10 protein-coding genes and 3 pseudogenes are annotated in these 13,931 nt (G+C 68.0%); 6 read left to right on the top strand and 7 right to left on the bottom strand.

Annotated elements, in window-relative coordinates:
* Positions 1-2 precede the first annotated feature (2 nt).
* Positions 3-464: a hypothetical protein gene (locus MOV08_RS42530; RefSeq protein ID WP_275311512.1), complete on the bottom strand. Its 462-nt coding sequence runs from the start codon at positions 462-464 to the stop codon at positions 3-5.
* A 251-nt stretch (positions 465-715) separates the two neighbouring features.
* Between MOV08_RS42530 and MOV08_RS42525 the strand changes: the two are divergent.
* Positions 716-1,399, top strand: a pseudogene (locus MOV08_RS42525) (IS256 family transposase); the annotation flags it as partial.
* 235 nt (positions 1,400-1,634) lie between these two features.
* On the opposite strand, the pseudogene MOV08_RS42520 reads toward MOV08_RS42525, so the two are convergent.
* Positions 1,635-2,956 (bottom strand): annotated as a pseudogene (locus MOV08_RS42520) (IS1182 family transposase).
* 488 nt (positions 2,957-3,444) lie between these two features.
* Here MOV08_RS42520 and MOV08_RS42515 point away from each other — a divergent pair.
* Positions 3,445-3,975 carry a putative immunity protein gene (locus tag MOV08_RS42515; RefSeq protein WP_275311510.1) on the top strand — a complete coding sequence of 177 codons (531 nt, stop codon included), beginning with the start codon at positions 3,445-3,447 and terminating at the stop codon, positions 3,973-3,975.
* Positions 3,976-4,167: 192 nt separating this feature from the next.
* Here the strand turns inward: MOV08_RS42515 and MOV08_RS42510 are convergent, their stop codons facing one another.
* The gene (locus tag MOV08_RS42510) at positions 4,168-4,665 is read right to left on the bottom strand and encodes a DUF6463 family protein (RefSeq protein WP_275311509.1); all 498 of its coding nucleotides are present in this window, start codon (positions 4,663-4,665) and stop codon (positions 4,168-4,170) included.
* Positions 4,666-4,723: 58 nt separating this feature from the next.
* Entirely contained in the window at positions 4,724-5,266 is a 543-nt protein-coding gene (locus MOV08_RS42505; RefSeq protein WP_275311508.1) for a TetR/AcrR family transcriptional regulator, read from the bottom strand.
* A gap of 471 nt (positions 5,267-5,737) precedes the next feature.
* Here MOV08_RS42505 and MOV08_RS42500 point away from each other — a divergent pair, with 471 nt between their 5' ends.
* Positions 5,738-6,883 carry a hypothetical protein gene (locus MOV08_RS42500; protein WP_275311507.1) on the top strand — a complete coding sequence of 382 codons (1,146 nt, stop codon included), beginning with the start codon at positions 5,738-5,740 and terminating at the stop codon, positions 6,881-6,883.
* 160 nt (positions 6,884-7,043) lie between these two features.
* The gene (locus MOV08_RS42495) at positions 7,044-9,737 is read left to right on the top strand and encodes a glycosyl hydrolase (protein WP_275311506.1); all 2,694 of its coding nucleotides are present in this window, start codon (positions 7,044-7,046) and stop codon (positions 9,735-9,737) included.
* 1,027 nt (positions 9,738-10,764) lie between these two features.
* On the opposite strand, the gene MOV08_RS42490 is transcribed toward MOV08_RS42495, so the two are convergent.
* The 3 genes from MOV08_RS42490 to MOV08_RS42480 are packed head-to-tail and all read right to left on the bottom strand — an operon-like array spanning position 10,765 to position 13,096.
* A complete protein-coding gene (locus MOV08_RS42490) occupies positions 10,765-12,312 on the bottom strand; it encodes a multicopper oxidase family protein (protein WP_275311505.1) in 1,548 nt (515 codons plus the stop codon).
* Positions 12,313-12,323: 11 nt separating this feature from the next.
* Complete coding sequence (locus MOV08_RS42485) at positions 12,324-12,752, bottom strand: hypothetical protein (protein WP_275311504.1); 429 nt, start codon at positions 12,750-12,752, stop codon at positions 12,324-12,326.
* Positions 12,749-13,096 (bottom strand): darcynin family protein, encoded by a 348-nt coding sequence (locus MOV08_RS42480; RefSeq protein ID WP_275311503.1) that lies wholly within the window; start codon positions 13,094-13,096, stop codon positions 12,749-12,751. The genes MOV08_RS42485 and MOV08_RS42480 overlap by 4 nt, the downstream gene beginning before the upstream one ends.
* 96 nt (positions 13,097-13,192) lie before the next feature.
* Here MOV08_RS42480 and MOV08_RS44315 point away from each other — a divergent pair.
* Both MOV08_RS44315 and MOV08_RS42475 read left to right on the top strand, forming a co-directional pair.
* Positions 13,193-13,654 (top strand): annotated as a pseudogene (locus MOV08_RS44315) (TetR/AcrR family transcriptional regulator); the annotation flags it as partial.
* Between the two features lie 88 nt (positions 13,655-13,742).
* Positions 13,743-13,919 (top strand): TetR-like C-terminal domain-containing protein, encoded by a 177-nt coding sequence (locus tag MOV08_RS42475; RefSeq protein ID WP_275311502.1) that lies wholly within the window; start codon positions 13,743-13,745, stop codon positions 13,917-13,919.
* The last annotated feature ends 12 nt before the right edge of the window (positions 13,920-13,931 follow it).

The raw sequence follows: 13,931 nt of genomic DNA, 5'->3' as shown, positions 1-13,931 counted from the left end.
CGTCAGCAGCCGGCACCTCCGCACTCGCGAGCAGCCTCGACAAGCAGACGCACGGCCTCCTCCGGCAGATCCAGATGCCGGACGATCCACCGCACGTCACGGCCATGGCCGGCCAGCATCCAGGCTGCGTAGAACCGATTCGGATCAAGAGCATCGGGGCCCACCAGCCACCGCCGGACGCCGTCGGCCGGGAAGCCTTCCAGCGCCTCGGCGCTGAACCACGCCTCGCCACTCGGCCGTGGATGTCGCGGAAGCCGGCCCCGCCGACCGCGTCTGCGCAGCACGTGCCACACCTCACCGAACACCACCAACACGGCAGCGGCGGAGCCCAGCAGCACGCCACTGATCACAGGGCGCTGCCCGGGAGTGGCGAGAACGAGCACCAGCAGCTCGGCACCAGCCACAACCAGAACCGCCACCATGGCCATGACCTCGGCATTCCAACGGCGGGGCACGATCCTCATGGCATCTCACCTTCCCCTCCCATCGTGGCTCTGAGGTGCCTCCCGTGTCGTGACAGCGGCTCGGCGTCGAGCTCATTGCGGCTTTGGAACCCTTGCGCCAGTCCACGGTCCGGCCCTGGTGGCGCCCTGCTGCCGGACCAGGCGCGGCGCTCGGCTGCCGTCGAGTGTGTCTGAAAGATCGTGTAAGTCCGTGATGTGACAGGCTGGCCGAGGCTCGGCCTCGGGCCCTGGCCAGCCGGGACGGACAGAGCATGACGGACAACGAGAAGACCCCGGCCGTCGAGCAGGTCGAGGACAAGCTGGTGGACGAGGTCGTCGAGCGGCTGATGGACCGCGCCGATGCCTCGGGAGCATCCCTGCTGGGCGAAGGCGGGTTGCTGACCGAGGTCACCCGGGCCGTGCTGGAGCGGGCCTTGGACGTCGAGATGACCGAGCACCTGGGCTATGAGAAGCATGATCCGGTCGGCCGTGGGTCGGGTAACAGCCGCAACGGGACCTCGGCGAAGACCGTGCTCACCGACGCAGGTGCGGTCACGGTCGCCGTGCCCCGGGATCGCAACGGCTCGTTCGAGCCGAGGCTGGTGCCCAAGCACGCACGGCGCCTGGCGGGTTTCAACGAGCAGATCCTCTCCCTGTACGCCCGCGGCATGAGCGTGCGCGACATCCGCTCCCACCTGGCCGGCTGTTACGGCGTCGAGGTCTCACCGGACCTGATCAGCAAGGTCACCGATGCGGTCGCCGACGAACTCGCGGCCTGGCAGAACCGCCCGCTGGATGCGATCTGGCCGATCATCTACATCGATGCGCCGTGGGTCGAGATCCGGTCCGGGGCGGTGGTCTCCAAGCCGGTCCACCTGGCCGTCGGCGTCGACATGGACGGCTGCAAGGACGTGCTCGGTTTGTGGGTCGGTGACGAGGGTGAAGGCGCAACGACCTGAAGGACTTACACAAAGTCACTGACACATCCGGAGCAGTCGGCATTCCCCGCACCTGAGGCGCCGACGACTCTGTCCGCTAGGAGCGTGTCTCGGTAACAGGTGAGCGGCTGGCGGCCGTGATTGTTTGGGTCGGTCGCTGCCGCCCCACGGACAGCCGTGAGGGCGGTCGGGGTGCGGGTCGTGGGGGGGGCGACCGGGTGGGGGCCGGTGACGAGCTGCGAGGCTCGGTCGGTCAGCCGGCCAGGGCGGCGAGGCTGGTGGTTCCGGCGTGCCGGGAGACCTTGCGGAGGTGGTGGCAGGCGGCCAGCAGTCGCCACTCGCCGCGGGCTCCGTCCTCGCCCCGGAGAAGAAGTTGGCGGTCGCTGTGGCAGGTCACGATTTGGCCGAATACGGGTTCGATGATGGCCTTGCGGCGGCTGTAGGCAGACGGCCGGTGGCCATGAACGTGCTGGTGTCGCAGTCGAGTTGGCGGTCCCGTGCGGCTTCGAGGTTGGTCTCGGAGCAGTATCCGGCGTCGACCAAGACGTGCTTGGGGTGGATGCCGGTGTTGGCGGTGGACTGGTCCAGCATGGTGGTGTAGTTCAGCGCGTCCGAGGCGTTGGTGGTGATGTCGGCGGCTGTGATGACCTGATGCTGCTCGTCGACGACGGCCTGGGCGTTGTATGCCTGGATGTAGGCGCCGTCGCTGTTCTTCGTGATCCGCGAGTCAGGGTCGGTGAAGTTCGCCTGGGCCTTGGGTTTCGGTCGTGCCTTCGCGGCGGCCTTCTCGCCGGCGTCAGCGACAGCCTGCTCATCGCTGGTACCGGCGCGCTGCTGGCGGCGGCGTTCTTTGTCTTCTGCGTGGCGACGGGCCTTGTCGGCGGTCTCGGCCTCGATCTGCGCGCGGGCGGCCTGCAGCTTCGCGAGCCGCTTCTCCCGCCGGTCCAGCTCGGCTGGCAGGTCCGCCTCGTTGCCGTCGACGCCGAAGACCTGGCTCTCGGCGTCGTCGGTGGCCTTGACGTCGGCCAGCAAACCTCGGGCCTTCGCCTCCAACTCGGCGATCTCAGCCTCGATCTGCTCTTCTTTGTCGACCAGGCGGCCGTAGCTCATCGCCTTGTGTGTGGAGGCGTTCGCTTTCAGCTTCGTGCCGTCCAGCGCGACGCGGCCCATCTTGACCATGCCCAACTTCTGCGCGAGGTGCAGCGACTGGGTGAACAGGTCGGCCAGCGCATCCAAGTGGCGGCGGCGGAACCGGGCGATCGAGCGGAAGTTCGGGGCCTGGTCGGCAGCCAGGAACCGGATCGCGACATCATCGACGCAACGACGCTCGATCGCCCGCGAAGAACGAGTACCGGTGCTGTACCCGTAGATCAGCAGCCGCACCATCAACCGTGGATCGTAGGGCGGGTAGCCGCGCTTCTCGGTGTAGTCCGCCAGGATCGGGGAAAGGTCAAGTACCTCGTCGACCAGGTCGGCAACGAACCGGGCGAGATGATCCTCAGGCAGCCAGTCGTCCAGCGACGGGGGCAGCAGCAGGACCTGGTGTGGGTCGAAGTCCCGGAACGTCTTGTCCACGGATGCCGGACGACCTTGCGGCTGCTTCTTCTCGACCGGTTCGACCTCGAACAACCCATCGCCACCACTCATGCCGAGACCATCCCGCATGAATGATCACGAACCGCATACTGGCTCGGCTTTCGACGTTCCGACATGCCTGATGCGGTCACGCAGCGTCGCTGATGCCTGCTTGGGCCCAGGCGTGTTGGACGGCGCGGATTTCGGCGTCGGTGGGTCTGGCCTGGCGGATGGGTGAAAATCGGGCCGCGATGATCACGCGGCGGAGCTTGGCGCGGTGAACACCCACCGCAGATTCTCCAGCACCGCCAGCAGCGAGGCCGGTAACGTCACGTCCGGACGCATCGGCGGGCTCCTCTTCGGAGGCGGCAACATCACCGCCGATGCTTCTCTGCCGTTCCGGGCGATCAGCCCGTAACCACTGCACACCCGATCAGGCGCACCCCATCACGCCTGTGAAAGCGGCGAAGGTCGAGCAAGATGGAGCCATGGCAACCGAAGCGGCTGAGTTCGTTCTGAGCATGGAGGATCTGCGCGAGGTCACCGCCTTCGCCGAGGCGTGTGCACAGGAGGCGCTTGAGATCTTCGAGGCGGAGCGGCCGAACGACACGCGACCTCGCTACGCGGTCAACACCGCACGGGAGTTCGCCAGCGGCGGAACGCGCGGGAAAGCGCTGCGCGACGCGGCTTGGGCGGCGCTCAAGGCAGCCAAGGAAGCGGACGCCGCCGCAGCCGAGGCAGCGCGTGCGGCGATGGCGGCGGCGGGCGCCGCCTACTTGCACCCGTTGCCGAACGCCACCCAGGTCAAGCACATTCTCGGGTCGGCAGCGCACGCCGCCAGGGCGGCCGAGCTCGTCGCCGGTGGCGATCGGGCCGTCGGCGACGAATGTGTCACGAAGGCGGTGCGCCACGCGACCCCGGCCCTCGTCGACGTGCTCAAGCGCTATCCGGTGGCACCGACCGGCGGCGGACGCATTGGCGAACTGACCCGCCTGTTGGACGCTACCCTCCGCCGCTGAGCGTCCATCCGTGCGCGCTTGCCTCCGCTCGGCCCTGTGAGCGGAAGTCAATCGGGGCCTTCGGGTGGTCAGGATCGTTTCGGCGTACTGGAGTCCCGAGCGATCAGTCCGCAACCGCCGCAGACCGGCCGATCAAGCGCATGCCATCGCGCCTGCGAAGACGTCGAAAGTCGAGATACTGGTGCAGAGCACTTATTCAGAGGGCGCGGTATTGAGTGGGGCCGCGCCTGGAGCGAGCGTTCCTCCCGCTCGTCGACCGCCCGATCGGTCGAGGTCCGTCATGCCACTGTCGCGCCGCGACGCCACCACCGCCAGCACGCCGATGGCAATCAGTGACCAGCCACCTGAGACCGGTTCCATTACGGCCACCGGGATTCCGAGTGCCAGCAGGATCCATCCGGTCTCCACGGGCATCGCGCCTACGGCGATCACGGCTCTTCTGGAAAGGAGCCCAAGGCCGAAGAAGGCAACTCCGCTGATCATGAACCAAAGGGCCATCATGCGGGTGTAGTTGTCGTTGCGGACGGTGTTCCACAGTCCGTCGGAGACGATGCCGCTCCAGTGCGAGTACGAGGCGATGACGCCCACCATCATGTGCACCGCCGCGGCAGCGAGCATCAGGCGGGGAACCCAGAGGTGGAGACCTCTGGCGTTGGATGTACGGGATTCCGGGCGGGCGGAGACATTCATGACGCAGTGTTCCTTCCGGGAACGTCGGGTGAGGGATCAATCTCGATCGCCGACGAGGTCAGGAGGCCGACCGGTCCAGGAGCGGCATCAGCAGCTCGTACATGCCGCGCAACTCTGGCTTCGGAAGCGGGGGCGTGAGGTGCTCCGCCCCGACCAACATCAGATAGAGCATCTTGGCCACTTGATCCGGTCTGCCATGGCCGGCCTGTTCGCACAGATCCCGCAGATATCCCATGCGGGTTGCGTCGACACGCTCCTGCACCCGCGCCGCCTCGGGATCCTGTTTCGCCCAGGCCCGCATCGCCATCTCCAGCGGCGGGCCGGCGTCCTTGGTCACTTCAGCCAGGAGCCTGGCCAGCCGCTCCCGGGCCGGAAGCGTGTCGGACGCTTCAACTCCATTGATGATCGCCGTGGTGCACTTGGCCTCGAAGTGGTCGAGCAATCGGATCCGATACTTCGGCATCGATCCGAAGTGGTGATAGAAGGCGCCCTTCGACATGCCCACGCGCTCACACAGCCGATCCAGCGTCACCGCGGGCGCACCCTGCTCCGCCAGCAACGTCAAGCCCTCGTCCAGCCACGCCGACCTCTCCGCACCCACCTTGACCTCTCCTCCATACCAAAAGGTTTGGTATGGAGAGGCTAACAGGCGTGTCCGAGGAAGTGGCATGGGTGGGGCGCCGGACTCCCCGGCGCCCCACCCATGCCACGAGATTCACGCCCAAGGCGCACTGGTGGCTGGTGACTGAGACACGCTCCTAGCCCACCGCCAACTGGCAGCCGCCACGGGGCAGTTCACTCAGGGTAAACCCGTCCGACAGCGCATCGACGGGGGCGAGGAAGGCGCCGGGGCGGTGTCCCTTTCCCGAACCATGACCCCGCCCCTCCTTGCGGCGTGTCATGCACAGGACCACACTGCCGCTTTGTGCGCCCGCGCGCAGCAGCACCTCGCGATCCTGCCGGCGGCCAACCCACTGGCACGCCCTGACGGCTCACCAACGCGCAACCCCAGCACTTCCCCGCACGCCGCACGTACCTACGTGGCCTCCCACCAACGACAGGGGAGCCCTGCTTGCCAAGCAGTTCACGCACACCCCGCAGATCACGCGTACGCGGCAGCCGACGGCTCGCCACCCTCGTCACAACGGCCGCCACCTGCGCGCTCACCGGAATCCCGATCGCCACCCAGCCGGCTGCCGCGTTCACCTCCGGCACCTCGAACTTCCACAAACCCTCTCCCCAGACGACTTTGACCCAGGTCAGCAGCGACCCCTTCACCAACTCCTCCAGCCAGCACGCCACCGAGCTGGAGCCCGACACCTTCGCCTACGGCAACACGATCGTGAGCTCGTCCCAGGTCGGCCGGTTCACGGATGGGGGCGCGTCCGACATCGGCTGGAACACCTCGACCGACGGCGGCGCCGCCTGGCAGCACGGCATGCTTCCCTGGAGCTCGACCTCGTTGGTGGCCAACGTCCGCTCGCACGCCGTAGCTGGCAACCTGCGGGACGGCGAAGGTCTACCCAGCGCGGAGATCGACGCCTCCGGAAGAATCTACGTGGCCTGGCAGGACTGCCGCTTCCGCTCCGGCTGCCCCGCCAACGACATCGTCTACGCCACCTCGACCAACGGCACCAGCTGGCCTGCCGTCACCAGGATCCCCATCGACGCAACCACCTCCGGCGCCGACCACTTCATCCCCGGCCTCGGCGTCGACCACGCCACCTCCGGCAGCACGGCCAAGATCGGCCTCCACTACTACTTCTACCCCGAGGCCAACTGCTCCGCGTCCACCTGCCAGTTGGAGGTCGGCTACCTCTCCTCCACCAACGGCGGCTCCACCTGGAGCACGGCCCAAACCGTCGCGGGACCGATGCCGCTGAACCAGATAGCCAGCACCTCCCAGGGCAGCATGGTCGGCGACTACCTCTCCGCCTCCGTCATCGACGGCAAGGCAGTCTCCGTCTTCGCCGTCGGCAAGGCTCCGACAGGCGGCCAACCATTCAACGAGGCCCTGTACACCGCGGGCGGCCTCGCCGTCAGCGGCGGCCCGGTAAAGGCACAGCAGGCCACACACGACCTCGGCACCCGACTCGGCCGCCGCGGGCCCCCTTCCCCTGCGCACCGCGCGCTGACCGCTGCCCCGAACTCAAGTGGTGCCGGCGCGGCCCCGATCCCAGCTGGGCGCCGGCACCGACCGGGCGCCATGCCGACCTGACCGACGGTCCCTTCCTCTCGTTCAGCACACCCAAAATCACGCCAATTGCAAACTTCAGACCATTTTTGGTAACGACCCGTATCCGTCTCTGACGCGAGCACGCCAAGATCTCCCCCAGTTATCGGGCACCACCCTGTGCCCGTGACGGGGAGGAGAGCGCATGATGCCCCATCGGCATCGGCAGCGGAGACGGTTCGTGAGCTGCACCGTCATAGCTGCCGCACTCGGGCTGGCCGGAACCCAGTCCTTCGCGGCGACAGCAACAGGAAACAGCAAGCCCAAGCCCTGGAACGTGCGTCATCAGGCCGAGATAGGCCATCGGCACGCGAAACTCGCGCGTTCAGGACAATTCAACGGCCTCATCGCGCCCGGTCTCACAGCAGGGGGCGGAGAAGACGGAGGCGACGAGGCCGAGAACTCGGCTGAGGCCACCGCCCAGTTCACCGAGGCCCGTACGGCGCCTGGTGTGATCGCGCCCGGTGCATACGGAGCCGCCTGGCAGCAGATACAGTCCATGCGCCACACGCCCGGTGCGTGGAACCACGTCACCAAGCGGCCTTACAACGCGGACGACCCCCGGTACCGCGACGTCAACTCCAATTCGAGTGGCGGCGCGGGTCAGGTCACCGGACGAATCACGGGTATCGCGGCTGACGACCAGGGCTACGTCTACGCCGGCGGTGCCAATGGCGGCGTGTTCCGGTCCCGTACCGGCGGTGGACAGTGGCAGCCGATCGCCGACCAACTGCCCTCGCTGTCCACCGGCACGCTCGCGCTGGACGGCTCCCAACGGCTCTGGTACGCCACCGGCGAGTCCAACACCGGCGCCACCTCCTTCGTCGGCACGGGCATCTACGTCCTCAACGACCCACACCACGGCACCTTCCGACCTGGCAACCGGGTAGGCGGTGCGGAGCTGGAGAGCACCGTCATCCACGCGCTGCGCTTCGCGGGCGACCGCGTATGGGCCGCCACCAGCCGTGGTGTGTGGTCCCACTCGGCCGCGAAGCTCTCCGAGCCGTGGAAGTTGGAGTTCGCCCCGAACCCGGACTATCTGCCAGGTGGTTCCAAGGCCGGTGATCCGAGCGCGCCGTACAAGAACATCGCCAATGACATAGCGGTGGACCCGAAGGACCCCAGCCGGGTCCTGCTCGCGGTGGGGTGGCGCGGCGGTGACACGTACAACGGCCTGTACGCCAAGCAGGACGGCCGCTGGCAGCGGGCCGGGGCGCTGGGCGATCTGCCCACCAGCAGCGACGACGTGGGCAATGTGACCTTCGCCGCCGCGGCCGACGGCTCCCGCCTCTACGCCATCGACCAGTCCCCGAAGCAGCTGAGCAGCAACCCGGACAGCGGCCTGAAGGGCGTCTACGTCTCCAAGAACGGCTCCCCTTTCGGACCGTGGACGACGATCGCGGACTACACCAAGCTCAAGGCGTCCGGTTCCGCGCTCCAGAGTGCGGGCTACCAACCGGGCATCCAGTCCTGGTACAACCAGTTCCTCCAGGTCGACCCCACCAACGCCGACCACCTCTACCTCGGCCTGGAGGAGGTCTTCGAGACCAAGAACGGCGGCAACACCTGGACCACCCCCGGTCCGTACTGGAACTTCCCCTTCCCCTGCTGGAACATCGATCCGGCCAAGCAGACCGGCGACTGCTTCCCGACCACCCACTCCGACCAGCACGCCGTGGGGATCGGCTCGTATCACGGCAAGCCCTGGGTGTACGCCGGCAACGACGGCGGCATCTACCGCCGCCCCCTCAACGGCGCGGTCGACTCCGCCGGCCACGCCAAGGACTGGCAGTCGCTCAACGACGGAACCATCGACACCCTCCAGTACTACTCCGTGGGCGTCGGCAGGGACCGCCAGTACGGCGGAGTCTCGGTCAGTGGTGGTCTGCAGGACAACGGCCAGTCGATCCTGCGCGGCCGCGACAAGATCATGGGGTCGAACTTCGGCGGCGACGGCGCCGACACCATCGTCGATCCCGCCAACGGCTGCAACATCGCCGCCGAGTACGTCTACCTCGATATGTGGGTCACCCAGAACTGCGGTGTGAACAACGGCGCTTGGTCCACCGATCCCACCAAGGCCACCGAGTACGAGGTGGCGCCTCCCGACAAGGACCTGGGCGGCAAGGGCGCCCGCTTCATCGCCCCCATCGCCGCGGACGCCAAGAACGCCGCCACCTGGATCGCCGGCGGCCGCCATGTGTGGGTGCAGACCAAGGGCTTCGCCATCCGCAGTGGCAAGGAGTGGACCAGCGCCTTCGACCTCGGTGAAGGCCATGTGGCCACCGCGGTCGCCTCCTCCGGCGGCACCGTCTACGCCGGCTGGTGCGGACCGTGCGACAGCCAGGGCTTCACCCGCGGCATCGCCGTCGGCAAGGCGGACGGCACCGGCTGGCACCAGCTCGGCCTTCCCATCGACGGCACCGTCCCCAACCGCTACATCTCCGGCTTCGAGGTCGACCCGGCCAACGCCGACCATGTCTTCGTGGCCGTCAACGGCTTCTCACGCAAGTGGACCGAGGGCCCCGGCGCCGGCACCGGCCACGTCTTCGAGTCCACCAACGGCGGAGCCGACTGGAAGGACATCTCGGCGAACCTCCCCGACGTCCCCACCGACACGGTCAAGCTCCTGCCGAACGGTGGCCTGACCCTGGGCACCGACCTCGCGGTCTTCTACCGTGCCCCCGGTTCCCACGAATGGCAGGTCCTCGGCGACGGCCTGCCCACCACGGCCGTCCTCCAGCTCCGCCCCGGCCCCGACGGCAACCTCTACGCCGCCACGCACGGCCGCGGAATCTGGTCCTTCAACCCGCACAGCCTCAAGGCTCGCAAGCACTGACCCGGGCCCGTCAGACGGCCGGTGTGCGTTCTCCTACGAGAGGCGCACCGGCTGCCTTACGTTCGATCGGTCCCGGCTCCTGCGTCACTGCACCTGATAGGTCGCGACATCCAGCCGCAGAGTGAAGGAATCACCCCCAGCTCACGGTGGCACCACCCGTGCGCGCACCCCGAATGGTGATCCGCGCCGTCCCGTCCGGCCCGGTCACGGCCGACACGATGGTGGCCACCATCGAGGAGTCCCCTGACGCTGAGGCACCGTGTGGGCCAGCGCCACCCGCACAAGCCGTCAACACACCAGGCAGGACGACCAGCCACAACCACAACCGGGGCAGCACGCGATAGTGCCGTCTGCACATTCTGCTCGTCACGCCGTTTCCATTTCCTCGCACGAGGCACAGGATCAGCTGGGGCGCAAGCCGGGCCAACTGCCCTTGCCTCAAGCCACTTCACTGTGCCGATGTGACGCCTCCCCTGCTCATCCGGTTCGGATGGCAACACCACTGCAGGGGGATCTTCAGACCTTGGTGACCTCGACAGCGGACCCGCACAGCGGAGTGACGTCCTCAGGGTCGGAAGTCAGGCCGGTGATGGAGCGGGCCACCGGGCATGGGCAGCCCGCCCCAACACCATCAATGCGTCGCCTGCTGGGAACGCCGTCCTCCCAGCTGCGACAACCTTTCCACCAGCGAGATCTACGCCCCGAAATTCGGCTGGGTGGCCGGCCCCGTTCCGGACACCTGGTCCCGCACCTCGGAATCCCAACCGCTGTACGCCACCGAAGGCAACACCGACCGAGTGGCCACCCGCCGCTGCCAGGCCTGTGACGCCCACCCGGTAGGCCACCGTGCCACATGCCTGGTCAGCCGCCCGTCATGCATGGGATCGGAGCATGGAGCCGACGCCCCGGTCTCGTCGCCTCGTGCGTCTTCACCAAGCCTGCCCGCGACATCACCACAAGCACCAGCGGTCGCTCGTCGACCTCGGCCTGCGGGGCTTCTGGCCGGGTGGCACGCCCCTGACCGAGCTCAGATGACTTGGAAGTTGGCCATCATGGCCATGTCCTCGTGTTCGAGGTTGTGGCAGTGCAGCATGTAGCGCCCTTTGTACCCGGCGAAGCGCGCGAGCACTTCCACCACCTCGTAGGGGCGGACATCCACCGTGTCCTTCCAGCCTGCGTCCCCGGCAGCCGGGGGCCTGCCGCCCCGGGCGAGGACCTGGAACTGGGCCAGGTGCACATGGACGGGGTGGTGGAAGTCGCTGCTGAAGCGCCACCGCTCCACACTCCCCAGCCGCGGTGACGCCAGGACCGCATCGGTGCTGAACGGCTGGCCGTTGATGGTCCACACCTGCCGGTCGTCGTCACCGGCGTTCGTCCGGCGGAAGTCGAAGACCCGCACCGGCATCGCCGAGCTCGGTGTGAGCTTCTCGAAGGAGGTGGACAGGCGGGCCGGTATGCGGCTGTCGTCCTTCTCCTTGCGCACGACGTGGAAACGCATGACGTTGCGCATGCCTCCTTCGCCCGCCGTGTTGCGCAGCGTGATCCGGCTGCCGACGGGGTGGTCGGCGAAGTCGACGACGACGTCGAACCGTTCGCCGGGCGCCATGTCGAGCGTGCTGTGAGGCTTGGGTGCGGCCAGCAGTCCGCCGTCGCTGCCGATCTGGACGAACCGCCCAGGCTTGCCTTCTTCGGCTTCCAGGCGGAGTTGGTAGCGGCGGGCGTTGGAGGCGTTGAGCAGGCGGAAGCGGTAGCGGGTGGCGGACACCTCCAGGACGGGCCAGGGTGCCCCGTTGACGAGTTGGACGTCGCCGAGCACCCCGTCGGGGAAGGCGTCGTGGCTGTGGGTGGGGTAGCGGAAGGAGCCGTCTTCCTCGAAGGACCGGTCGCACAGCATCAGCGGGATGTCGCGGTTGCCGCCGGGCAGGGGGAGGCGGTCCTCTTCCTCGTCGCCGATGAGGAAGAAGCCGGCCAGGCCGCGCCAGACCTGTGGGGCGCTGAAGTCCATGCGGTGGTCGTGGTACCAGAGGGTCGCCGCCCTCTGCGGTAGCGGGTAGACGTAGCGGCGGGAGCCGAAGGCCATCCGACCACCATGGCTGGCCGCCATGCCGTTGTGCGCCTGGTGTGCCTGGCCGGGTGAGCAACGGCCGGCGGGCAGCAGCAGGTCGGTGGGGTAGCCGTCGGACCCCGGCGGGGTGACGCCGCCGTGCAGATGCGTGACGGTGGGGACGGTGAGGTTGTTGTGCACCTGGATCACAGTCCTGCGCCCCGAGCGGGTGTCGAAAGTCGGGCCGGGGAAGATCCCGTCGTACCCCCACACCGTGGTCTTGCGGCCGGGCAGGATCTCGATGCGGCTCTCGCGCTGCTCGACGTCATAGACGTCCGCGCCCCGCTCACTGCGCACCGGTCGGGCCACCGGTGGTACCGGCAGCGGAACACCGAACGGCTTGGGCAACAACCCTCTACTGGCCAGGATCCGTCCGGTCGACGCCCCGGCGAGATGGGACCAGCCGGCTGCGCCCACCGTCACCGCCGCACCGGCACCGGCGGCCAGCCCCAGGAATCCACGCCGACTCACACCGCGGGCTCTCACTCGGCCACCCCCACGCACTGGCCGACCTGCACCGAGGGCTGGATGCGCGCGGCGAACGCCCAGTACGTCAAGGCCGTCGCGCAGCCGAAGATCGCCATGCCCACAGGCATGTGCCCGGCCAGTATCCGCGCCTCTCCCAATCCCTGCTGCACGCTTACCAGGGCGACGAGCATCGCGCTGGCAGCGGCGGGCCAGCCGGGTCCGCGCAGCCGACGCCACACCACCACCGCGAGCACGGTCTGGACCACTGTGAGCGCGCTCAGCACGCCGGCATTGGCCGCGTGCCAGGCCAGCAGATCCAGATCCCCGGTGACGAACAGACCGGCCAGAGCCGCCTGTACGAGCGTGTCCAGGAGCACCAGCACGGCCGTGCCCCGCAGCAGTCGCATCGGCCAGCGCCGCTCGTGTCCCTTGGGCGCGGTCACCGGGATCCGGCCCCGTGCGACAGGGCCTGCTCGTACGCCTGGAAGCCGTCCTCGACGCCGAGGAAGATGTCGGCGAAGGTGAGGTAGCCCTCGCTGATGACAGGGGTGTCGCGCAGGGCCTCGACGAGGAAGTAGTACGCGCCCAGATCCTCGGTCTCCAGCACGGCGAAGTCCGAGACCCGCCCGGTGAACGCCTCGGCGTCGAAGAAACGGGCCGTCACACGGTCCGCGTAGGCGGCGAAGACCGGCTCCAGATGCGCCGCACGCATCGCGTTGCGCTGCTCGCGCGACAGCGCCAACCACCGCTCGGTGACTGTGTAGGTGAGGACGATGCCGTACTTCATGACGCTCCCCCGAAGAGATTGCTAACACCGTTAACTTTCGGGAGAAGGTAAAGTGATAGGCGTTAACTTTGTCAAGCGGAAGGCAGACGGGTCACCGTGCCGAGCACTCCGGGAACCCCCACAGGCAGGCGCCGTCACCGCGTCCGCGAAGAGGCGCTGACCGAGATCCTGACCACCGGCAGACGGCTCCTGGTCGAGGAAGGCCCGGCCGCCGTCACGCTGCGGGCCATCGCCCGCGAAATGGACATGACCGCACCCGGCCTCTATCGCTACTACACCACACACCGGGACCTGATCCAGGCACTGGCCTCGTCCCTCTACGACGAGTTGGCCACGACCCTGGCAGCCGCCCGCGACCGCCACCCCGCCTCCGATCCAGGGCGACAACTGGACGAAGTGTGCCGCGAATTGCGCCGCTGGGCACTGGCCCACCCCCAGGAGTTCGGGCTGCTGTTCGCCAAGCCGCTCACGGACGCCGACACCGCACCCGGCGCCGCCGCACACGACCCCAGCTGGCGCTTCGGCGGCGTCGTCCTGGACCTGATGGTCCAGCTGTGGCACCACGGAAACATCAACCCACCCGCCGACCTCGACCCGACCTGGACCGTCCAGTTGGAGGAGGTACGCGAGCACCTCTCCGGCACCCGTGCCCCTGGAGATCATCTACGTCTTCGTCTCCTGCTGGGCCCGCCTGTACGGAGCCGTGGCCGTGGAGGTCTTCGGCCACCTCGACTTCGCCCTGACCGACCCCGCCCCACTCTTCGACCACACCGTCCGCGACATCCTCACGGCGTTGGGAGCCTCACAAGGCGAGACCGACTAGCCTCGGCTTTTC

Source organism: Streptomyces yunnanensis (genome assembly GCF_029011865.1).
Taxonomy (GTDB): Bacteria; Actinomycetota; Actinomycetes; order Streptomycetales; family Streptomycetaceae; genus Streptomyces; species Streptomyces yunnanensis.
This window is presented reverse-complemented; position numbering and strand designations above follow the sequence as displayed.

Bases quoted from the DNA above. Each gene is read 5' to 3' on its own strand.
- MOV08_RS42515 (WP_275311510.1), top strand. From the start codon at position 3,445: ATGGCAACCGAAGCGGCTGAGTTCGTTCTGAGCATGGAGGATCTGCGC.
- MOV08_RS42495 (WP_275311506.1), top strand. From the start codon at position 7,044: ATGATGCCCCATCGGCATCGGCAGCGGAGACGGTTCGTGAGCTGCACC.
- MOV08_RS42530 (WP_275311512.1), bottom strand. From the start codon at position 464: ATGAGGATCGTGCCCCGCCGTTGGAATGCCGAGGTCATGGCCATGGTG.
- MOV08_RS42480 (WP_275311503.1), bottom strand. From the start codon at position 13,096: ATGAAGTACGGCATCGTCCTCACCTACACAGTCACCGAGCGGTGGTTG.
- MOV08_RS42510 (WP_275311509.1), bottom strand. From the start codon at position 4,665: ATGAATGTCTCCGCCCGCCCGGAATCCCGTACATCCAACGCCAGAGGT.